Origin of the sequence: Streptomyces sp. NPDC006602 (assembly GCF_042870385.1) — a bacterium.
In the GTDB taxonomy this organism is placed as follows: Bacteria; Actinomycetota; Actinomycetes; order Streptomycetales; family Streptomycetaceae; genus Streptomyces.
The window spans coordinates 505,265-525,803 of the sequence record NZ_JBIAHG010000005.1 but is presented as its reverse complement, the minus strand read 5'-3'; the positions used below and the strand labels follow the sequence as shown (position 1 = coordinate 525,803).

Sequence of the window (20,539 nt, the reverse complement as noted above, 5' to 3'; positions counted from 1 at the left end):
GGGGCGGGTCAGGCCGCGCAGACGGCCATCTCCACGCCGCCGTCGAAGGGCAGCGGCAGCGAGACATAGCCGCTGCCGGGGACCCGGATGTGGGTCAGGAACTCCGCCCCCCGCGCCGGAACGTCACGGACGCCGTACGCCACCACCACCGCTCCCGGCAGCATCCTGGGCTCCACCAGTTTCAGCAGCGTCAGGAAGGACTCCGGCGGCCCGCCGAGCACCAGCAGGTCGACCGGCCCGGGAACAGCCGGCAGCAACCGCTCCGGACTGCCCGCCCGCACCTGCGCGTACCGTCCGAGCCCGGCCTTCTCCACCGCCGCCGCGGCCACCTCGGCCCGTACGGTGTCCGGCTCGCAGCACACGACCCGGCCCCTCCCGTTCTCCCGCAGCGCCGCCGCGATCCACGCGGTGGACGACTCGTCCGGACAGCCGGCCTGGAGCACGTTGAGCGGCCCGGCCGCCAGCACCAGCTGCCGGAGAAGGGTCGCGGTGCCGGCTTCGCGGGAGGGCACGGCGTGGGATTCGGCGGAAGACGCGGTGGACCATGCGGTGGAACATGCGGCATCGGGCATGCGGAACTCCCCGTCACGAGTGTCGAGACATTCGAGATCTCCCGGCCGAGCGTTCCAGACCCCGTCCCCGCGGGCGACGCCCCTGGACCACGCCCCGAGCGAGCCTCCAGCCGCCCTCCAGCCCCCCGCACCCAGCTCGTTTTCAGGGCCCAGCTCATCCTCTGATACGCTGCTCCAGCGACGTCACCCCAGCTGACGGGCCCCTCCGCACTCACCAGTGAGAGCGGCGGAAACTCGGTGGGGACACGCGAAACCTTGTGGGACACTGGATTCACCGGTTCGCACAACAGCAAGGTCCTGTGGAGCAGTTTGGAGTGCTCGCCACCCTGTCAAGGTGGAGGCCGCGGGTTCAAATCCCGTCAGGACCGCTGAGGTTTCCTCGGAAACCTCGTGGCTGGGTAGCTCAGTTGGTACGAGCGATCGCCTGAAAAGCGATAGGTCGCCGGTTCGATCCCGGCCCCAGCCACAACCAAGGCCCCGATCCTCGGATCGGGGCCTTCTTTTACGTCGCCGTACGTCGCCGTACGTCGCACTCGTACGTCGGACGCAAAAGCGTTCGCCACGATTTTCCCTGGGATGAGATCCTGGACCGCGTATGTCTACACACCCCGCCCCCGGCGCCTCCGCTCCGGGCACCCCTGACCTCGGCGCTCTCGCCCCCCGCCTGACCGAGCTGACCCTGCGCGACGCGCACCGGCTCGGGCGCAGGCTCGAAGGTGCGCGCAGGATCCGTAAGCCGGAGGGCCGTGCCGCCGTTCTCGCCGAGATCGAGGCGGAGGTGGCGAAGGCCGAGCAGCGGATGAGTGCGCGGCGCGGTCGGGTGCCCGCCGTCAGTTATCCCGAGCAGCTGCCGGTCAGCCAGAAGAAGGACGTGATCGCGGAGGCCATCCGTGATCACCAGGTCGTGATCGTCGCCGGTGAGACCGGGTCCGGGAAGACGACCCAGATCCCGAAGATCTGTCTCGAGCTGGGGCGGGGTGTCCGCGGCATGATCGGGCACACCCAGCCCCGTCGTATCGCCGCCCGTACCGTCGCCGAGCGGGTCGCGGAGGAGCTCGATGCGCCTCTCGGCGAAGCCGTCGGCTGGAAGGTCCGCTTCACCGACCAGGTGAACCCGGAGGCCACCTTCGTCAAGCTGATGACCGACGGCATCCTGCTCGCCGAGATCCAGACCGACCGCGAGCTGCGCGCCTACGACACGATCATCATCGACGAGGCCCACGAGCGGTCCCTGAACATCGACTTCCTGCTGGGCTACCTCGCCCAGCTGCTGCCCAAGCGGCCGGACCTGAAAGTCGTCATCACCTCGGCGACCATCGACCCCGAGCGCTTCTCCCGGCACTTCGGCGACGCCCCGATCGTCGAGGTCAGCGGGCGGACGTATCCCGTCGAGGTGCGGTACCGGCCGCTCATCGAAGACGAGTCCGACTCCGCCGAAGGTGAAGAAGGGGACCGCGACCAGATCACCGCGATCTGCGACGCCGTCGAGGAACTCCAGGCCGAGGGCAAGGGCGACATCCTCGTCTTCCTCTCCGGGGAGAGGGAGATCCGCGACACCGCGGATGCCCTGACCAAGAAGAACTACCCCCGCGCCGGAGGCGCTAATGGGCAGGGTACCGAGGTCCTCCCCCTCTACGCGCGGCTCTCGCACGCCGAGCAGCACCGCGTGTTCCAGCAGCACACCGGCCGCAGGATCGTTCTGGCGACCAACGTCGCCGAGACCTCCCTCACCGTCCCGGGCATCAAGTACGTCATCGATCCCGGCTTCGCCCGCATCTCCCGTTACAGCCACCGCACCAAGGTCCAGCGGCTCCCCATCGAGCCGGTCTCCCAGGCCAGCGCCAACCAGCGCAAGGGCCGCTGCGGGCGGACCAGCGACGGCATCTGCATCCGCCTCTACAGCGAGGAGGACTTCGAGGCCCGCCCGGAGTTCACGGACGCGGAGATCCTCCGTACGAACCTGGCGAGCGTCATCCTGCAGATGACCGCCGCCGGCCTCGGTGACATCGAGAAGTTCCCCTTCATCGACCCGCCGGACCACCGCAACATCCGCGACGGCGTCCAACTCCTCCAGGAACTGGGCGCGCTGGACCCGGCGCAGAAGGACGTACGCAAGAGGCTCACGGACACCGGCCGCAAGCTCGCGCAGCTGCCCGTCGACCCGCGCCTGGCGCGCATGGTCCTGGAGGCCGACAAGAACGGCTGTGTCCGCGAGGTCATGGTGATAGCGGCCGCGCTGTCCATCCAGGATCCGCGCGAGCGCCCCGCCGACAAGCAGACCCAGGCCGACCAGCAGCACGCCCGCTTCCGGGACGAGACCAGCGACTTCCTCGCCTATCTCAACCTGTGGCGGTACATCCGTGAGCAGCAGAAGGAGCGGGGCTCCTCGTCCTTCCGGCGCATGTGCAAGCAGGAGTACCTGAACTTCCTGCGCATCCGCGAGTGGCAGGACATCTACTCGCAGCTGCGGACCGTCGCCAAACAGATGGGCATCCACCTCAACGAGGAGGACGCGGCCGACCACAGTGTCCACGTCTCCCTCCTCGCCGGTCTGCTCTCGCACATCGGCATGAAGGACGTGAAGGACGGCAACAAGAACGAGTACCTGGGCGCGCGGAGCGCCAAGTTCGCGATCTTCCCCGGCTCCGCCCTCTTCAAGAAGCAGCCGCGCTTCGTGATGTCCGCCGAGCTGGTGGAGACCTCCCGCCTCTGGGCCCGCGTCAATGCCAAGATCGAGCCCGAGTGGGTCGAACCACTCGCCGAGCATCTGCTGAAGCGGACATACAGCGAACCGCACTGGGAGAAGGACCAGGCCGCGGTGATGGCGTACGAGAAGGTCACGCTCTACGGCGTCCCGATCATCGCCCAGCGCAAGGTCAACTACGGCCGGATCGACCCGGAAGCGTCCCGCGAGCTTTTCATTCGCAACGCCCTGGTCGAGGGCGACTGGCGTACGCACCACAAGTTCTTCGCCGACAACCGCAAACTCCTCAGCGAGGTCGAGGAGTTGGAGCATCGCGCGCGGCGCCGGGACATCGTGGTCGACGACGACACGCTCTTCGACTTCTACGAGCAGCGGGTGCCCGAACACGTGGTGTCCGGCGCCCACTTCGACTCCTGGTGGAAGCACAAGCGGCACGAGCAGCCCGACTTTCTCGACTTCGAGCGGGAGATGCTCATCCGGGAGTCGGCGGAGGCGGTCACCAAGGACGACTATCCGGACTCGTGGCGGCAGGGGCCGCTGAAGTTGCGGGTGACGTACCAGTTCGAGCCGGGTGCGGACGCGGACGGCGTGACCGTCCACATCCCGCTCCAGGTCCTCAACCAGGTCACCGACGAGGGCTTCGACTGGCAGATTCCCGGCCTCAGGGAAGAGCTGGTCACCGAGCTGATCCGGTCCCTCCCGAAGCCGATCCGCCGCAACTACGTGCCGGCGCCGAACTTCGCGAAGCGGTTCCTGGACACGGCGGTCCCCTTGCAGGAACCGCTCACCACCACCATGGCGCGTGAGCTCAAGCGCATGGTCGGCGTGCCCTTCACCGCGGACGACTTCGACTGGTCCAAGGTCCCCGAGCACCTCCGCATCACCTTCCGGATCGTCGACGAGCGCCGCCGCAAGCTGGCCGAGGACAAGGACCTGGAGGCGCTGAAGCTCCAGCTGAAGCCGAAGGCCCGCCAGGCCCTCTCCCAGGCCGCCGCGGCGACCGCCGAGCGCCAGGGCGGCGAGTCCCTGGAGCGCAAGGGCCTCACCGACTGGACGATCGGCTCCCTCACCCGCGTCTTCGAGACCCGCCGCGCCGGCCAGCCCGTGAAGGCGTACCCGGCGCTGGTCGACGACGGACCGACGACGAACACAGTTTCCGTACGGCTCTTCGACACGGAGGCCGAGCAGACGGAGGCGATGTGGAAGGGCACGCGGCGGCTCATCCTGCGCAACATCCCGGTCAACCCGGCGAAGTTCGCGAGCGATCGCCTGACGAACGCCCAGAAGCTCGCCCTGTCCGCGAATCCGCACGGCTCGATCCAGGCCCTCTTCGACGACTGCGCGATGGCGGCCGCGGACAAGCTGATCGGTGACTTCGGCGGCCCGGTGTGGGACGAGGAGTCGTACCGCAAGCTGTACGACAAGGTCCGCGCGGACATCGTCGACACGACGGTCCGTGCGGTCGGGCAGGTACAGCAGGTCCTCGCCGCCTGGCAGGCCTGTGAGCGCCGCCTGAAGGACGTACGCAGCGCGGTGCTGCTGGCGAACCTCCAGGACGTACGGGGGCAGCTGGACGCCCTCGTGAAGCCCGGCTTCGTGACGGAGGCGGGCATACGGCGGCTCCCCGACCTCATGCGCTACCTGGTCGCCGCGGACCGCAGGCTCCAGCAGATGCCGACCGGCGTCCAGCGGGACACCGCCCGCATGGAGAAGGTCCACGAGATGCAGGACGAGTACGCCTGGCTCCTGGAGCAGATGCCCCAGGGCCGCCCGATCCCGTCCTCGGTCCTGGACATCCGCTGGATGATCGAGGAGCTCAGGGTCAGCTACTTCGCCCACGCCCTCGGCACGGCGTACCCGATCTCCGACAAGCGGATCGTGAAGGCGATCGACGCGGCGATCCCGTAACGCCGCGGGCACGTTGGGTGAGTTCGCGCGGTGGGCTCACCCTCCTGTACAGTCTCTTCTCGCAGCGCAACGCACGAATGGCGCCGCGAAACCTGGTCCTGTGGAGCAGCTTGGAGTGCTCGCCACCCTGTCAAGGTGGAGGCCGCGGGTTCAAATCCCGTCAGGACCGCAGTAAAAGTACAGGCCCGCTCGCCACCGGCAGCGGGCCTTACTCATGCCATCACTTCCTGACCGACCGAGTCGGGTGGCGGATGAGCACCGGCGTCCGGCACCGGCTCAACCGGCGGAGTCCACCGCGCCCTTGACGCCGTCACTTTCGCTGGGTACCCAGAAACCAGGGCCCCGTTTCCCGCGCGGCCCATGGAGGTGGGGTATGGCGGCATCGACCAGGCACGAGACTCGGGCGTTACTCCGTGCGCATCTGTCGGCCGCTTCCTCCTATGGCCATCTGACGCGTCACTGCCCGATCTGCCACCGCCTGTTGCGACTGGCGATGGACGGCGCCCCACGGGCGGCACAGGCCGCAGCACCGGCCGCACAGGCCGCACAAGCGCCCGAGGAGAGCGTCGAGGACGAGAGTCCGACCAGTGCGTGAGCGTCGCCCGGTCCCAACACCCGCCCCACTGTGGGGCGATGGAACAGGTGCCTCCTTTAGTGCATATGACCCACCAGTAACAAGGACCCTGGCATGTGACGGGTGTCACCGCATGAGTTTCTGAACCTGCGGTACTTACACCTCGCCTACAACTGGTCAATTTAATATGTGCAATTGCACCAGCGTCAGGACGCACCCACAGGAGATCCGACAGCCCTCCCCAGACTCCGACAAGCCCGCTCACAGAGCGGCCCCGTCGGCCACGCCGCGTCCACACGCCCACACCGTCACACACACGGGCGCACACAAAAAAGATCGCGCTGGACCCGGCGGAGTCCAGCGCGATCGACGACGCACCCTGTCACTGCTTTGGGAAGCCCTCAGGGGGCCTGGGCGTGGGCTCTGTTGGGGCAGAACCCGCGTCGCTTGTAGCCAAGGTTCCAGGCGCTGCGGCAAGTTGGGGGACCTGCCGGTTTTGCCCGGTTATTTAGTTGTTCAGGCTTCGGTGCGCTGCTGCGGGATGCCCGCGAGCAGAGCGCGGACCTCAGCCTCGCGGTAACGGCGGTGTCCGCCGAGCGTTCGAATCGAAGTGAGCTTGCCGGCCTTCGCCCACCGCGTGACCGTCTTCGGGTCGACGCGGAACATCGTGGCGACCTCAGCCGGGGTCAGCAGCGGCTCGGCATCAGGGGTGCGAGCGGTCATGAGCGGCCTCCTCGGGAGAACCGAACCTTCTCGGTTCTTTCCTCTAAATTCTGCACCTTGACCCGCGTTGCCCGAAATGGCGGACGCGAGTCGAGTCGGTTATAGGACGAACGGCTTGTCCTCGGCACTACAACTACACCATCTGTCCAGCCGCGTCGGCCAAACCGATGGAATTGCCCCTCCAGGTGTTCATCAGCGACGGAAGCCGATGGACCATGCCATAGCGGACAGTCACGCCACTGTGACGATCAGTCACAGGACGATCAGGAGCCATCAGACCCCCCAAAGCGTGCGATGCCGAGATTCCGCCCGTACTGCAACAGAACGGGACGGACGGAGTTCCCCCGGACTCCTTGTCCTATTTTGGCATGAGGAGGGGCAAGGGACGCAAGGGCCGCGTACGTGCGTTCCGTCACGCTTGGCGTCAAAGGCCCCGGATCGGGACCTACAGCCCTTGTTGACGAAACCTCAGGACATACCGATGAGAAACCTCGGTCCGAGGACGAAACCCCAAAACGGGCGTCAGGTCAAACGTAAGTTCGTTACCTGGGGCACGCTCAGTTCGCGGACCGCCGGTCCCGGACCGCCCGCCACCGCTCCACGAGCCGCGCGTACGCCTCGCCCGCCGCGACCCCGTCACCGCTGCGCAGCGCCTCGATGCCCTCGGCCACATCGGCCGCCGAGTGGTCGTCCTCGAGCTCGCCGGGCGGCAGCGCGTGCACCAGGCCGCCGTAGTCCAACTCCACCAGCGAGCGCGGGTGGAACTCCTCCAGCCAGCGCCCGACGTCCACCAGGCCGTCGATCAGCGGCCCCTCGTCGATGGCCTCCTTGAGCGCCCTGAGGCCCCGCGCGACCCGGCGCCGGGCCTGCACCATCGGCGTCCGGTAGCGCAGCATCGGGGGGACCTCGCCGGAGCCCTTGTCGAAGCGCCGCTCCCCGTCGGAGACCAGCACGAACCAGTTGAGCGGCACCTGCCAGGTCGCCGTGCGGATCCAGGGCCGGGCGTCCGGGTTGCGGGCCAGCCAGCGCTCGTAGTCCTTGGCCGCCTGCTGCCGTACGACCTCCGGCAGCACCGCCTCCAGGACCGGCCTCGGCAGCTCCTCGCCCAGCTCCGCCAGCGCCTGCCAGCCGCGCAGCCGGGTGCGCCACGGGCACACGCACACCACCCCGTCGACGTCCAGCACGAACGCGTCGCCGCTCTCGTGCACCGGCACCGGGATGGGCGGGGTGGGCAGCAAGTCGGCCAGGGAGCGGCGGAGTTCGTCCTGGTACGAGGGGCGGTCGGGGCGGCGGGCGTAGCGCGCCCAGTGGCCGCGCTCGGGCTCCGGGAAGGCGGCCAGCGGCTCGTACACGCGCAGATAGGTCGCGTACGGGACGATCAACGAGGACACCTTGGGCACGCCTGCTCCCTCCCCCGCCGTCTGCCAGGAAAACCTGCGAAACCCGCACACAAACGAGCGGGAAAACTATGCAAATCGTCGCACGGACGTACTCCGCGAGCAGGTGATCCTGAGCACTGCGCGGTGATCGGGGCGCCCAGGCTCTAATCTCATGCTCAGAGCCCCCGCCACCCGTACGGGAGCTGGTCTCCACCCCGCCGCTACTTACTTCAGGAGTCACCACAGTGACCGACGTAACCGGCGCACCTGCTGATGTACTGCACACCCTGTTCCACTCGGAGCAGGGGGGTCATGAGCAAGTCGTGCTCTGTCAGGACCGCGCCAGCGGCCTCAAGGCCGTCATCGCGATCCACTCCACCGCCCTGGGCCCCGCGCTCGGCGGTACGCGCTTCTACCCGTACGCGAACGAGGCGGAGGCCGTCGCCGACGCGCTGAACCTCGCCCGCGGGATGTCGTACAAGAACGCCATGGCCGGTCTCGACCACGGCGGCGGCAAGGCCGTGATCGTCGGCGACCCGGACCAGGTCAAGACCGAGGAGCTGCTCCTCGCGTACGGCCGGTTCGTCGCCTCGCTCGGCGGCCGGTACGTCACCGCCTGCGACGTCGGCACGTACGTCGCGGACATGGACGTCGTGGCGCGCGAGTGCCGCTGGACGACCGGGCGCTCGCCCGAGAACGGCGGTGCCGGCGACTCGTCCGTGCTGACCGCCTTCGGCGTCTACCAGGGCATGCGCGCCTGTGCGCAGCACCTGTGGGGCGACCCGTCGCTGCGCGGCCGCAGGGTCGGCATCGCGGGCGTCGGCAAGGTCGGGCACCACTTGGTGGAGCACCTGCGCGCCGAGGGCGCCGAGGTCGTGATCACGGACGTGCGCGGGGAGGCCGTACGGCGGATCCTCGACCGGCACCCGCAGGGTGTGACGGCCGTCGCCGACACGGACGCGCTGATCCGGGTGGACGGCCTGGACATCTACGCCCCGTGCGCGCTCGGCGGGGCCCTGAACGACGACTCCGTACCGGTGCTCACCGCGAAGATCGTGTGCGGCGCCGCCAACAACCAGCTCGCTCACCCGGGCGTGGAGAAGGACATCGCCGACCGCGGGATCCTCTACGCGCCGGACTACGTGGTGAACGCCGGCGGTGTCATCCAGGTCGCCGACGAGCTGCACGGGTTCGACTTCGAGCGGTGCAGGGCGAAGGCCGCGAAGATCTACGACACCACGCTCGCCATCTTCGCACGTGCGAAGGCGGACGGGATTCCGCCGGCCGCCGCGGCCGACCGGATCGCCGAGCAGCGGATGCACGAGGCCGCCGCGGCCCGCCGGGCGCGCTGACCCGCGAGGCACGTTCGCAGGTTTGACCGGTACCCGTCGGCGCACACTTAGAGAGAACTCTCACGTTCGTCGGCGGGTCGGCCGCCAAGAAGTGGTTAAAATCGCGGTTGACCAGCGAGGACAGGGCACCTCGCGGGTTCTGGGTTCGGCCACGTCCTGCGGGCGACGTACCGTATGGGCGCGGGCTCAGGTACCGTGGAAGCCCTACGGACCGGTCTCTCCACGGAGAGCCCGTTCCAGATCATGAACGCGTGTCAAGACTCTGGGGCCGCCGAGCCCCATCACCGAGGGGGTCGAGCCATGGGGCGCGGCCGGGCCAAGGCCAAGCAGACGAAGGTCGCCCGCCAGCTGAAGTACAACAGCGGCGGGACTGACCTGTCGCGTCTGGCCAGCGAGCTGGGCGCTTCGACTTCTAGTCAACCTCCGAACGGCGAGCCGTTCGAGGACGACGAGGACGAAGACGACCCGTACGCCCAGTACGCGGATCTTTACAACGACGACGAGGACGAGGACGACGAGTCCGGTCCGTCGTCGCAACGCCGCGGCGCTTGACGATTCAGCTCTGCATGACCCGGTCCAGCGGTCACCACCGCCGGACCGGGTTTTGCTCTGCCCTCGTCAGGGTCGGGGCTCGTCAGGATCAGGCGGAGGCGCTTTTAGACTGAGTACGTGCCCACCAGTTCCGCACCCGTGGCGTGGTCGCCGCGCTGCGTGATCTCTCCGGTCACCCATGCCTCGACCCCGCGGTCGGCCAGGGTCGCCAGGGCCACGTCGGCCGACTCCTCCGGCAGGATCGCGATCATGCCGACGCCCATGTTCAGGGTCTTCTCCAGCTCCAGGCGCTCGACGGAGCCGGTCCTGCCCACGAGGTCGAACACCGGGGCCGGGGTCCAGGTGGAGCGGTCGACGATCGCGTGCAGCCCGTCGGGGATGACGCGGGCCAGGTTGGCGGCGAGTCCGCCGCCGGTGACGTGGCTGAACGCGTGCACGTCGGCGGTGCGGGTCAGTGCCAGGCAGTCCAGCGAGTAGATCTTGGTGGGCTCCAGGAGCTCCTCGCCCAGCGTGCGGCCGAACTCCTCGATGTGCGCGTCCAGGGACAGTCCGGCCTGGTTCAGCAGCACATGCCGGACGAGCGAGTACCCGTTCGAGTGAAGTCCGGAGGCCGCCATGGCGATGACGGCGTCACCCTCACGGATGCGATCCGGGCCGAGGAGGCGGTCGGCCTCCACCACGCCCGTACCGGCGCCGGCGACGTCGAAGTCGTCCGGGCCGAGGAGGCCGGGGTGCTCGGCCGTCTCGCCGCCCACCAGGGCGCAGCCGGCGAGGACACAGCCCTCGGCGATGCCCTTGACGATGGCGGCGACACGCTCGGGGTGGACCTTGCCGACGCAGATGTAGTCGGTCATGAACAGCGGCTCGGCGCCGCACACCACGATGTCGTCCATGACCATCGCGACCAGGTCGTGGCCGATGGTGTCGTAGACGCCCAGCTGCCGCGCGATGTCGACCTTCGTGCCGACGCCGTCCGTGGCGGAGGCGAGGAGGGGACGCTCGTAGCGCTTGAGGGCGGAGGCGTCGAAGAGGCCGGCGAAACCGCCGAGGCCGCCGAGGACCTCGGGGCGCTGCGTCTTCTTCACCCACTCCTTCATCAGCTCGACGGCGCGGTCGCCCGCTTCGATGTCGACGCCCGCCGCTGCGTAGCTGGCACCAGTTGTCTCAGACATGACGGTGAGAACTTTCGTGTCGTACTGCAGGTAAGCAGGTGTTACGGGCCTTTACGGGCTTTACGGGGCTTTACGGGGCTTTGCGAGCCTTTACGGGCTTTACGGGCTTTACGGGCTTTACGGGCGACGGATCGCGTCGGCCGCGGCCGTGGCGGCGGGCCCTGCGGCCAGCTCGGTCTCCAGGAGCTGCTTGCCGAGCAGTTCGGGGTCCGGGAGATCCATCGGGTACTCGCCGTCGAAGCAGGCGCGGCAGAGGTTCGGCTTGGCGATGGTGGTCGCCTCGATCATGCCGTCGATGGAGATGTAGGAGAGGGAGTCGGCGCCCAGCGAGGTGCCGATCTCGTCGATGGTCATGCCGTTGGCGATGAGCTCGGCGCGGGTGGCGAAATCTATGCCGAAGAAGCACGGCCACTTCACGGGAGGCGACGAGATCCGGATGTGGACCTCCGCCGCGCCCGCCTCGCGGAGCATCCGCACCAGCGCGCGCTGGGTGTTGCCGCGCACGATCGAGTCGTCCACGACGACCAGGCGCTTGCCCTTGATGACTTCCTTCAGCGGGTTCAGCTTCAGGCGGATGCCCAGCTGACGGATCGTCTGGGAGGGCTGGATGAACGTACGGCCGACGTACGCGTTCTTCACCAGACCGGCGCCGAAGGGGATGCCGGACGCCTCCGCGTAGCCGATGGCGGCGGGGGTTCCGGACTCCGGAGTCGCTATCACCAGGTCGGCGTCGACCGGGGCTTCCTTGGCGAGCTTGCGGCCCATCTCCACGCGGGAGAGGTACACGTTCCGGCCGGCGATGTCGGTGTCGGGGCGGGCCAGGTACACGTACTCGAAGACACAGCCCTTGGGCTTCGCTTCCGCGAATCGCGACGTACGCAGACCGTTCTCGTCGATGGCGACGAACTCGCCCGGCTCGATCTCGCGCACGTAGCTCGCGCCGCAGATGTCGAGGGCGGCGGACTCGGAGGCGACGACCCAGCCGCGCTCCAGGCGGCCGAGAACCAGCGGGCGCACGCCCTGCGGGTCGCGGGCGGCGTAGAGGGTGTGCTCGTTCATGAAGACGAGCGAGAAGGCGCCCTTGACCTGCGGGAGGACCACGGGAGCGGCCTCCTCGATGGTCAGCGGCTTGCCGTCGTCGTCGACCTGGGCCGCGAGGAGCGCGGTGAGCAGGTCGGTGTCGTTGGTGGCGGCCACCCGGGTGGAACGGCCGTTGGTGTCCTTGGGGAGGTCGGCGACCATCTCGGCGAGCTGCGCCGTGTTGACCAGGTTGCCGTTGTGGCCGAGCGCGATGGAGCCGTGCGCGGTGGCACGGAACGTCGGCTGGGCGTTCTCCCACACGGAGGCACCGGTGGTCGAGTAGCGGGCGTGACCGACCGCGATATGACCCTGGAGCGAACCGAGCGAGGTCTCGTCGAAGACCTGGGAAACGAGGCCCATGTCCTTGAAGACGAGGATCTGGGAGCCGTTGCTGACCGCGATTCCCGCGGATTCCTGGCCCCGATGCTGGAGGGCGTAGAGCCCGAAGTACGTGAGCTTGGCGACCTCTTCGCCCGGAGCCCAGACACCGAAGACGCCGCAAGCGTCCTGGGGGCCCTTCTCACCGGGGAGCAGGTCGTGGTTGAGTCGTCCGTCACCACGTGGCACGCCTCCGAGTGTAGGCGAGGTCGACCACTGGTCCGAATTGGGGAATGCCCGGCGCTGAGCTGCGGTAAAGGATCACTTTCCGACGACGGCGGTGACGATGTCGTCGTTTTCGCTGGTCAGCGTGAGAGTCCGATGATCCACTTCGTAGCTCACGGTGCTCTCGAAGAGACGCAGCAGGTCCTTCTCGACGTTCATGAGTGAGGCGTCGCACATCATTCGGGTGGTGGACGGAGCCCCGAGGGTGATATGTCCGTCGCTGACCGTGGCCCTGGCGTTCACCTTGTTGCAGCCGAGGCTGCCGGAGACCTTGCCGGCCTTCTTGTCGAAGGTGAGGTGCGCCCTGTTCCGGGACGCGGGTGAGGTGATCTGCCATTTCGTGCCGTAGAGGGGGGCATCGGTCGCCTTGGTGAGGTGGACGCGGTCGCCGTCCTCGGTGGTGAGGGTCAGGTGGTCGTCCTTGACCTCGGTCTTCAGGGCGCCGTCCGCGAGGGTGCGGGCGAGGGTCCGCTCGAAGGCCATGGGCTTGTCCTCGCAGGCCATCTCGGTGGCCGTGGCGTCGCTGAGGCTGATGCTGTCGCCCTCGACGGCTGCCTTGGCGTTGAAGTGGTTGCAGCCGTAGTTGCCGGCCGCCTTGCCGTCGGTGATCTCGACGTGCGCGTCGGCGGGGGCGGTGTGGGTGGTGCCGTCGACGGTGACGCTGTCGACGCTCCAGTGGACGCCGGTGACGGGCGGGGCGGCGCTCACCGCCGAGCCGCCGTCGGCTTTCTCGCTGCCGCAGGCCGCCGCCAGTGGGACGAGGGCGAGGGCGGTCACGGTGAGGGTGAGTCGCTGCTTCTGCCTGTCCTTCTGCCTGTACATGTGGATTCGACGGGGCGGGTGGGGTGGTTGGTTCCACCCCGGTTCCTGCCCTGTGTTCCCGCCTCAGCTGAGGAGCGGCAGCAGCCCGCCCAGGTCCGCTCGTTCCCCGCTCGCGCTGACCTTCGCCTGGTCGAGCGCGTCCTTCCAGGTCAGTCGTCCGGTGGCGAGGCGGATCCAGGTCAGCGGGTCGGTCTCGACGACGTTCGGCGGGGTGCCGCGGGTGTGCCGGGGCCCCTCGACGCACTGCACGACGGCGTACGGCGGGATCCGCACCTCTGTGGAGCCGCCGGGGGCCTTCGCGGCGAGCGTGTCGGCGAGGAGGCGGGTGGCGGCGGCCAGGGCCTGGCGATCGTACGGGATGTCAAGGTCCGGCACCGCGGCGTTCAGGTCGTCGGTGTGGACGACGAGTTCGACGGTACGGGTGACCAGGTAGTCGTCGAGCGACAGGGCGCCCGCGCTGGTGGCGAGGACCCGGGTGCCGGGGGTGTCGGCGAGGCGCGCGGTGAAGCGCTGCTCCACGTCTGCGAGGTGGGCCGCGAGGTCCGGGTTCCGCTCGGCGAGTGCACGGGCATGGGCGGCGATGTCCGGGGCGTCGACGCCGATCGCGTGCGGCCAGTCGAGGAGCACGCCGTCCTGCTTCGGCGGCGCGGGCTCGTCGAGGAGTCGTACGACGGCCCCGAGGGCCATTCCGATGTGCGCTGCCAGGTCCCGTACGGTCCAGTCCCCGAGCCGGGTGGGCAGCGCGGTCTGCTCGGGGGTGAGGGTGCCGACGGCTTCCCGTACGTTCCCGAACTGGGCCAGGACCGCGGCGCGGATCTTGGCGGGGTCGTAGGTACGGGGGCGCTTCTTGGCCGGTGGCATGACGATCAGCCTAGGCGGACGGCGGTGCCCGGGGGCGACAGTCTCGCCGGCCGCGCCTTCCGTCTCCGCCACACCTGCGACACGCGTGAGGGCCCCGCCCGACTCCTGGAGCCGGGTGGGGCCCTCACTGCCGTACAGCCGAAGGGATTTACGCGAGCAGCGCCGGAATCGTCCCCTCGTGCGCCTCGCGCAGTTGCTCCAGCGACAGCTCGAACTCGCCCTGGAGCTCGATCGAGTCGCCGTCCACGACGCCGATGCGGGTGACGGGCAGACCCCGCGCACCGCACATGTCGTTGAAGCGGACCTCTTCGGAGCGGGGAACGGCCACGACGGCGCGGCCGGCCGACTCCGAGAAGAGGAGGGTGAAGGCGTCGAGCCCGTCCGGTACGACCAGACGCGCGCCCTTGCCGCCGAGCAGCGCCGACTCCACGACCGCCTGGATCAGACCGCCGTCGGACAGGTCGTGCGCGGAGTCGATCATGCCGTCGCGGGAGGCGGAGATCAGGATCTCGGCGAGCAGGCGCTCGCGCTCCAGGTCGACCTTCGGGGGCAGGCCGCCGAGGTGGTCGTGAACGACCTGCGACCAGGCCGAGCCGCCGAACTCCTCTCGGGTGTCGCCCAGGAGGTAGATCAGCTGGCCCTCCTCCTGGAAGGCGACCGGCGTGCGACGGGCCACGTCGTCGATGACGCCCAGGACCGCGACCACCGGGGTCGGGTGGATGGCCACGTCACCGGTCTGGTTGTACAGCGACACGTTGCCGCCGGTCACCGGAGTGCCCAGCTGCTGGCAGGCGTCGGCGAGTCCACGGATCGCCTCCGCGAACTGCCACATCACCGCCGGGTCCTCGGGCGAACCGAAGTTGAGGCAGTCGGAGACGGCGAGCGGCTTGGCGCCGGTCGTGGCCACGTTCCGGTACGCCTCCGAGAGCGCCAGCTGCGCGCCCGCGTACGGGTCGAGCTTGGCGTAACGGCCGTTGCCGTCCGTCGCGATGGCGACGCCGAGGCCGGTCTCCTCGTCGATGCGGATCATGCCCGAGTCCTCGGGCTGGGCCAGCACCGTGTTGCCCTGCACGAAGTGGTCGTACTGGGAGGTGATCCAGGACTTGGACGCCTGGTTCGGGGACGACACGAGCTTCAGGACCTGGTCCTTCAGTTCCGCCGACGTCCCGGGCCGTGGCAGCTTGTTCGCGTCGTCGGCCTGCAGCTCGTCCTGCCAGGACGGGCGGGCGTACGGGCGGTCGTACGTCGGACCCTCGTGTGCCACCGTCCGCGGGTCCACGTCGACGATCTTGCCGCCGTGCCAGTAGATCTCCAGGCGGTCGCCGTCGGTCACCTCACCGATGACGGTGGCGATGACGTCCCACTTGTCGCAGATCTCCAGGAACCGGTCGACCTTCCCCGGCTCGACGACCGCGCACATGCGCTCCTGCGACTCGCTCATGAGGATTTCCTCGGGCGAGAGCGTGGAGTCGCGCAGCGGTACGTCGTCCAGGGTCACGCGCATGCCGCCGGAGCCGTTGGAGGCCAGCTCGGACGTGGCGCAGGACAGGCCCGCCGCGCCCAGGTCCTGGATGCCGACGACCAGCTTCTCCTTGAACGCCTCCAGGGTGCACTCAATGAGGAGCTTCTCCTGGAAGGGGTCGCCGACCTGGACGGCCGGACGCTTGGACGGCTTGGCGTCGTCGAAGGTCTCCGAGGCGAGGATCGACGCGCCGCCGATGCCGTCGCCACCCGTACGAGCCCCGTACAGGATGACCTTGTTGCCCGCACCGGACGCCTTCGCGAGGTGGATGTCCTCGTGCCGCATCACGCCGATGGCACCGGCGTTGACCAGCGGATTGCCCTGGTAGCAGGCGTCGAAGACGACCTCGCCGCCGATGTTCGGCAGGCCCAGGCAGTTGCCGTAGCCGCCGATGCCGGCGACGACACCGGGCAGCACACGCTTGGTGTCGGGGTGGTCGGCCGCGCCGAACCGCAGCGGGTCGACGACCGCGACCGGCCGGGCACCCATCGCGATGATGTCGCGGACGATGCCGCCGACACCGGTCGCGGCACCCTGGTACGGCTCCACGTACGACGGGTGGTTGTGCGACTCCACCTTGAAGGTGACCGCGTAGCCCTGGCCGACGTCGACGACACCCGCGTTCTCGCCGATGCCCACGAGCAGCGCATCGGACTGGGGGGCCTTCTCCCCGAACTGGCGCAGGTGCACCTTCGACGACTTGTACGAGCAGTGCTCGGACCACATGACGGAGTACATGGCGAGCTCGGCGCCGGTCGGGCGGCGGCCGAGGATCTCCACCACCCGCTCGTACTCGTCCTTCTTGAGGCCGAGTTCGGCCCAGGGCAGCTCGACGTCGGGGGTCTCGGTCGCGTGCTCGACCGTATCCAGAGGCGTCCGGCTCATGCGTTGACCAGCTTCTTGAGGATCGAGGTGAAGAAGGGGAGGCCGTCGGTGCGCCCGGTGCCGATGAGCGGCTCCACGGCGTGCTCCGGGTGCGGCATCAGGCCGACGACGTTCCCGGCCTCGTTGGTGATGCCGGCGATGTCGCGCAGCGAGCCGTTCGGGTTGAAGTCGAGGTAGCGGAACGCGACCCGGCCCTCGCCCTCCAGCTTGTCGAGGGTGTACTCGTCGGCGACGTACCGGCCGTCCATGTTCTTCAGCGGGATGTTGATCTCCTGGCCGGCCTTGTAGTCGGTCGTCCAGGCGGTGTCCGCGTTGTCCACCCGCAGCTTCTGGTCGCGGCAGATGAAGTGGAGGTGGTCGTTGCCGAGCATCCCGCCCGGGAGGAGGTGGGCCTCGGTGAGGATCTGGAAGCCGTTGCAGATGCCGAGGACCGGGAGGCCCGCCTTCGCCTGCTCGATGAGGGGCTCCATCACGGGCGAGAAGCGCGCGATGGCACCGGCGCGCAGATAGTCGCCGTAGGAGAAACCGCCGCACAGCACCACGGCGTCGACCTGGTGGAGTTCCTTGTCCTTGTGCCAGAGGGCGACCGGTTCGGCGCCCGCGAGGCGGATCGCGCGCTGGGTGTCCCGGTCGTCCAGGCTGCCCGGGAAAGTGACGACGCCAATACGAGCGGTCACTTCACGGCCTCCGCGACTTCCTCCACCTTGACGGTGAAGTCCTCGATCACGGTGTTGGCGAGGAAGGATTCCGCAAGATCGTGGATGCGGGCGAGCGCTGCCTCGTCGACCGGTCCGTCAACTTCCAGTTCGAATCGCTTTCCCTGACGTACGTCCGAGATGCCTTCGAAACCCAGCCGCGGCAGTGCGCGCTGCACCGCCTGGCCCTGGGGGTCGAGGATCTCCGGCTTGAGCATGACGTCGACTACGACGCGTGCCACTGGCACTCCCGGTGTTGTGGTGCTGAGCAGGTTCCTGCAGGTGTCTTCAGACTACCCGCACAAAATTTCTACGCGGGTAGAGTTGTAGGAAACTACGTGACGGCTGTCACGATCCGGTATCGGAGGGGTGCCTTCACGAAAAGTTCAGGGAAAGATCCCGAATCGATGCACCACAGCTATTGCGCTGGAGACACGCGGACAGATTTAGTCGGGCTTCACAATGCAATGCCGAGCCCTGTACAAATGAATTGGCAATAGCCGATACTTTGCCCAATAACAGGCGGACAGTCGGCATCTCCAGGACGTCCTGGCACGTCATCGCAGAGATGCCGCACGAAGGGACCGATATTCGTGGCGCAGCGTGTCGTGGTCACTCTCTTTGACGACATCGACGGCTCGGAAGCGGCGGAAACGATCGCCTTCGGACTCGACGGCAAGTCGTACGAGATCGACCTGAACCAGGTCAATGCCAAGAAACTGCGTAAGGCGCTCGAGCCCTACGTGGAGGCCGGCCGCAAGCGGTCGAGGTCGGGCAAGGCATACCGGCAGACAGAGGTCGCCCCAGACCCGGCGGCCGTCCGGGCCTGGGCCCAGGCCAACAAGATGGACGTCCCGGCGCGTGGACGGATCCCGAAGAGGATCTACGAGGCGTTCACCGCCGCCCAGTAAGTGCGGGCCGACGCCTGGTCATCCGCCCCTCGGGGGAACCGACTTGCGCTGCACCCCTCCTGGTCAGCTAGAGTCTGAAGCACGCCGAGGGGCGAGGCCGAAAGGCCCGGCTCCGAAGTACACGCGGGTGTAGTTCAGTAGTAGAACATCCCCCTTCCAGGGGGAAGGCGCAGTGTGCAATTCCTGTCACCCGCTCTGCACCGCCGGTCCGACCACTGTTGTGGATCAGGTAGGCTGGTGTACGCGCCGATCGGTGAGAGCCGGTCGGAGGCAATGCGGACGTAGCTCAGTTGGTAGAGCGCAACCTTGCCAAGGTTGAGGTCGCCAGTTCGAACCTGGTCGTCCGCTCCATGAAAGAGACCCCGGTCACCGACCGGGGTCTTTTTCGTGTGCCGTTTCGCGGCCGTGGGCACGCGTCTGACATTTGTCATGCGGAGTGATGACAGGGCGCACTGCTGCCGGGCCGTCGGTGGCGGAACGCTGAAGGCATGGACACCAACGAACACGAACACGTGATTGCGGTCACTGACCTGCGGCGTGTGTACGGGGGCGGGTTCGAGGCGGTGCGCGGGATCTCCTTCTCCGTGCGCCGCGGCGAGGTCTTCGCCCTGCTCGGCACCAACGGGGCGGGCAAGACGTCCACCGTCGAGCTGCTGGAGGGGCTCGCGCGGCCGGCCGGGGGCCGGGTACGGGTCCTCGGCCGTGATCCCTACGCCGAGCGGGCCGTCGTACGGCCTCGGACGGGGGTGATGTTGCAGGAGGGCGGGTTTCCGTCCGAGCTGACCGTCGCGGAGACCGCGCGCATGTGGGCGGGGTGTGTGAGCGGGGCGCGGCCCGAGGGGGAGGTGCTCGCGCTGGTCGGCCTCGAGCGCAGGGCGGGCGTACGGGTGAAGCAGTTGTCCGGGGGTGAGCGGCGGCGCCTGGACCTGGCACTCGCGCTGCTCGGCAGGCCCGAGGTGCTGTTCCTGGACGAGCCGACGACCGGTCTGGACGCCGAAGGGCGCCGGGCCACCTGGGAGTTGGTCCGTGCGCTGCGCGCCGGCGGTACGACCGTGCTGCTGACCACGCACTACCTGGAGGAGGCCGAGGACCTCGCCGACCGGCTCGCCATCCTGCACGACGGGCGGATCGCCGCCGCGGGGACGCCGGCCGAGGTGACCGCCGCTCAGCCGTCCCGGATCTCCTTCGAGCTGCCCGACGGGTACGTCCTGGGGGATCTGCCGCCGCTCGGCGAGCTGGGCGTGTGCGGGCACGAGGTCGAGGGGAACCTCGTACGGCTGCGGACGCGGGAGCTTCAGCGGGCGGCCACCGGGGTGCTGGGGTGGGCCGAGCGGGCGGGGGTCGAGCTGCGGCGGCTGGATGTGCGGTCGGCGTCGCTGGAGGAGGCGTTCCTGGGGATCGCTCGGGAGGCGTCCGCCGAGGTTGTCGAGGAGTACGCGGCATGAGGGGGACCGTCACCACCCCGGCGGGGCGCGTCGCGGCGCTCGCGCGGGCCGAGCTCACGCTGTTCGGGCGGAGCAAGGGCATGATCGTCACGGCGCTGTTCGTGCCGCTGGTGCTGCCGGTCAGTGTGCGGTCGGTGGTCGAGGACATGGACCTCGGAGGGTCCGGGCTCAGCGTCGGGCTGGTGCTGCTGCCCGGAGCCGTCGGGTTCTCGCTGCTGTTCGCCGTGTACTCGGCGCTCGTGGGCGTCTTCGTCGGGCGGCGCGAGGAACTCGTCCTCAAGCGGCTGCGCACCGGCGAGCCGCGGGACCGGGAGATACTCGCCGGAGCCGCGCTGCCGGCCGTCGCCACAGGGCTGGTGCAGTGCCTGGTGCTGGCGGCGGGTTGCTCCGTCCTCCTTGACGTACCGGCTCCCGCGGCTCCCCAACTGGCGGTGATCGGAGTCGGGTTGGGGTTGGCCCTGTGTGCGGCGCTGGCCGCCGTGACGGCGGGCCTCACGCGTACCGTGGAGAGCGCGCAGGTCACCTCGATGCCGTTCGTGATGGCCTCGATGGTGGGGTCCGGGGTCACCGTACCGCTGGAGTTGATGCCCGACCGGGTGGCGTCGGTGCTCGAACTGCTGCCGCTGACACCGGTGATCACGCTGGTGCGGGGTGGGTGGACCGGCGAGCTGTCGGTGTACGAGGCGGTAGGGGCCGTGCTGACCGCGCTGGCCTGGACGGTGTTGGGTGTGTTCGCTGTACGGCGGTGGTTCCGGTGGGAGCCCCGACGCTGAGGGACG

Annotated in this window: 17 protein-coding genes and 5 tRNA genes; 12 read left to right on the top strand and 10 right to left on the bottom strand. The window is 68.7% G+C overall.

Annotated elements, in window-relative coordinates; translation table 11 throughout:
- Positions 1–8 precede the first annotated feature (8 nt).
- Positions 9–572, bottom strand: coding sequence for an O-methyltransferase (locus ACFYO2_RS17630; protein WP_388349483.1), 564 nt, complete (start codon positions 570–572; stop codon positions 9–11).
- Between the two features lie 293 nt (positions 573–865).
- Between ACFYO2_RS17630 and ACFYO2_RS17625 the strand changes: the two genes are divergently transcribed.
- The 5 genes from ACFYO2_RS17625 (at position 866) to ACFYO2_RS17605 (ending at position 5,779) form a co-directional block, all read left to right on the top strand.
- Positions 866–940: transfer RNA gene (locus ACFYO2_RS17625), tRNA-Asp, on the top strand.
- Positions 941–964: 24 nt separating this feature from the next.
- A tRNA-Phe gene (locus ACFYO2_RS17620) sits at positions 965–1,038 on the top strand.
- A 129-nt stretch (positions 1,039–1,167) separates the two neighbouring features.
- The gene (hrpA, locus tag ACFYO2_RS17615) at positions 1,168–5,184 is read left to right on the top strand and encodes an ATP-dependent RNA helicase HrpA (RefSeq protein WP_388349481.1); all 4,017 of its coding nucleotides are present in this window, start codon (positions 1,168–1,170) and stop codon (positions 5,182–5,184) included.
- Positions 5,185–5,278: 94 nt separating this feature from the next.
- Positions 5,279–5,353, top strand: a tRNA-Asp gene (locus ACFYO2_RS17610).
- Between the two features lie 204 nt (positions 5,354–5,557).
- Positions 5,558–5,779: a DUF6274 family protein gene (locus tag ACFYO2_RS17605; protein ID WP_388349479.1), complete on the top strand. Its 222-nt coding sequence runs from the start codon at positions 5,558–5,560 to the stop codon at positions 5,777–5,779.
- A 495-nt stretch (positions 5,780–6,274) separates the two neighbouring features.
- On the opposite strand, the gene bldC is transcribed toward ACFYO2_RS17605, so the two are convergent.
- A complete protein-coding gene (gene bldC / locus ACFYO2_RS17600; RefSeq protein ID WP_033321412.1) occupies positions 6,275–6,481 on the bottom strand; it encodes a developmental transcriptional regulator BldC in 207 nt (68 codons plus the stop codon).
- Positions 6,482–7,038: 557 nt separating this feature from the next.
- Positions 7,039–7,881 (bottom strand): hypothetical protein, encoded by an 843-nt coding sequence (locus ACFYO2_RS17595; protein WP_388349477.1) that lies wholly within the window; start codon positions 7,879–7,881, stop codon positions 7,039–7,041.
- 224 nt (positions 7,882–8,105) lie between these two features.
- Here ACFYO2_RS17595 and ACFYO2_RS17590 point away from each other — a divergent pair, with 224 nt between their 5' ends.
- The gene (locus ACFYO2_RS17590) at positions 8,106–9,212 is read left to right on the top strand and encodes a Leu/Phe/Val dehydrogenase (protein WP_388349475.1); all 1,107 of its coding nucleotides are present in this window, start codon (positions 8,106–8,108) and stop codon (positions 9,210–9,212) included.
- Positions 9,213–9,512: 300 nt separating this feature from the next.
- On the top strand, positions 9,513–9,764 hold the full coding sequence (locus ACFYO2_RS17585) for a DUF3073 domain-containing protein (protein ID WP_388349473.1): 252 nt from the start codon (positions 9,513–9,515) through the stop codon (positions 9,762–9,764).
- Between the two features lie 104 nt (positions 9,765–9,868).
- Here the strand turns inward: ACFYO2_RS17585 and purM are convergent, their stop codons facing one another.
- The 7 genes from purM to purS form a co-directional block, all read right to left on the bottom strand.
- Positions 9,869–10,936: a phosphoribosylformylglycinamidine cyclo-ligase gene (gene purM / locus ACFYO2_RS17580; RefSeq protein ID WP_388349471.1), complete on the bottom strand. Its 1,068-nt coding sequence runs from the start codon at positions 10,934–10,936 to the stop codon at positions 9,869–9,871.
- A gap of 117 nt (positions 10,937–11,053) precedes the next feature.
- Positions 11,054–12,583, bottom strand: coding sequence for an amidophosphoribosyltransferase (gene purF, locus ACFYO2_RS17575; RefSeq protein WP_388349469.1), 1,530 nt, complete (start codon positions 12,581–12,583; stop codon positions 11,054–11,056).
- A gap of 72 nt (positions 12,584–12,655) precedes the next feature.
- Positions 12,656–13,441, bottom strand: coding sequence for an META domain-containing protein (locus ACFYO2_RS17570; protein WP_388349467.1), 786 nt, complete (start codon positions 13,439–13,441; stop codon positions 12,656–12,658).
- A gap of 63 nt (positions 13,442–13,504) precedes the next feature.
- Complete coding sequence (locus ACFYO2_RS17565) at positions 13,505–14,302, bottom strand: sterol carrier family protein (RefSeq protein WP_388349465.1); 798 nt, start codon at positions 14,300–14,302, stop codon at positions 13,505–13,507.
- Positions 14,303–14,450: 148 nt separating this feature from the next.
- Positions 14,451–16,709, bottom strand: a complete 2,259-nt coding sequence (gene purL / locus ACFYO2_RS17560) for a phosphoribosylformylglycinamidine synthase subunit PurL (RefSeq protein ID WP_388349463.1) — start codon at positions 16,707–16,709, stop codon at positions 14,451–14,453.
- A complete protein-coding gene (purQ, locus tag ACFYO2_RS17555; RefSeq protein ID WP_388349461.1) occupies positions 16,706–17,386 on the bottom strand; it encodes a phosphoribosylformylglycinamidine synthase subunit PurQ in 681 nt (226 codons plus the stop codon). The genes purL and purQ overlap by 4 nt, the downstream gene beginning before the upstream one ends.
- Positions 17,383–17,646: a phosphoribosylformylglycinamidine synthase subunit PurS gene (purS, locus tag ACFYO2_RS17550; protein ID WP_003999970.1), complete on the bottom strand. Its 264-nt coding sequence runs from the start codon at positions 17,644–17,646 to the stop codon at positions 17,383–17,385. The genes purQ and purS overlap by 4 nt, the downstream gene beginning before the upstream one ends.
- Before the next feature lie 351 nt (positions 17,647–17,997).
- Here purS and ACFYO2_RS17545 point away from each other — a divergent pair, with 351 nt between their 5' ends.
- From ACFYO2_RS17545 to ACFYO2_RS17525, 5 genes are all read left to right on the top strand, one after another.
- Entirely contained in the window at positions 17,998–18,315 is a 318-nt protein-coding gene (locus tag ACFYO2_RS17545) for an Lsr2 family protein (protein ID WP_388349458.1), read from the top strand.
- Between the two features lie 123 nt (positions 18,316–18,438).
- A tRNA-Gly gene (locus ACFYO2_RS17540) sits at positions 18,439–18,510 on the top strand.
- A gap of 80 nt (positions 18,511–18,590) precedes the next feature.
- Positions 18,591–18,666, top strand: a tRNA-Gly gene (locus tag ACFYO2_RS17535).
- Positions 18,667–18,803: 137 nt separating this feature from the next.
- Positions 18,804–19,760 carry an ABC transporter ATP-binding protein gene (locus tag ACFYO2_RS17530; RefSeq protein ID WP_388349456.1) on the top strand — a complete coding sequence of 319 codons (957 nt, stop codon included), beginning with the start codon at positions 18,804–18,806 and terminating at the stop codon, positions 19,758–19,760.
- Positions 19,757–20,533, top strand: coding sequence for an ABC transporter permease (locus ACFYO2_RS17525; RefSeq protein WP_388349454.1), 777 nt, complete (start codon positions 19,757–19,759; stop codon positions 20,531–20,533). The genes ACFYO2_RS17530 and ACFYO2_RS17525 overlap by 4 nt, the downstream gene beginning before the upstream one ends.
- Positions 20,534–20,539 lie beyond the last annotated feature (6 nt).

What these genes read in the sequence shown, in the direction of transcription:
- ACFYO2_RS17630 (WP_388349483.1), bottom strand. Translation starts at nt 572, where the DNA reads ATGCCCGATGCCGCATGTTCCACCGCATGGTCCACCGCGTCTTCCGCC.
- hrpA (WP_388349481.1), top strand. Translation starts at nt 1,168, where the DNA reads ATGTCTACACACCCCGCCCCCGGCGCCTCCGCTCCGGGCACCCCTGAC.
- ACFYO2_RS17605 (WP_388349479.1), top strand. Translation starts at nt 5,558, where the DNA reads ATGGCGGCATCGACCAGGCACGAGACTCGGGCGTTACTCCGTGCGCAT.
- bldC (WP_033321412.1), bottom strand. Translation starts at nt 6,481, where the DNA reads ATGACCGCTCGCACCCCTGATGCCGAGCCGCTGCTGACCCCGGCTGAG.
- ACFYO2_RS17585 (WP_388349473.1), top strand. Translation starts at nt 9,513, where the DNA reads ATGGGGCGCGGCCGGGCCAAGGCCAAGCAGACGAAGGTCGCCCGCCAG.
- purM (WP_388349471.1), bottom strand. Translation starts at nt 10,936, where the DNA reads ATGTCTGAGACAACTGGTGCCAGCTACGCAGCGGCGGGCGTCGACATC.
- ACFYO2_RS17570 (WP_388349467.1), bottom strand. Translation starts at nt 13,441, where the DNA reads ATGTACAGGCAGAAGGACAGGCAGAAGCAGCGACTCACCCTCACCGTG.
- ACFYO2_RS17565 (WP_388349465.1), bottom strand. Translation starts at nt 14,302, where the DNA reads ATGCCACCGGCCAAGAAGCGCCCCCGTACCTACGACCCCGCCAAGATC.
- purL (WP_388349463.1), bottom strand. Translation starts at nt 16,709, where the DNA reads ATGAGCCGGACGCCTCTGGATACGGTCGAGCACGCGACCGAGACCCCC.
- ACFYO2_RS17530 (WP_388349456.1), top strand. Translation starts at nt 18,804, where the DNA reads ATGGACACCAACGAACACGAACACGTGATTGCGGTCACTGACCTGCGG.
- ACFYO2_RS17525 (WP_388349454.1), top strand. Translation starts at nt 19,757, where the DNA reads ATGAGGGGGACCGTCACCACCCCGGCGGGGCGCGTCGCGGCGCTCGCG.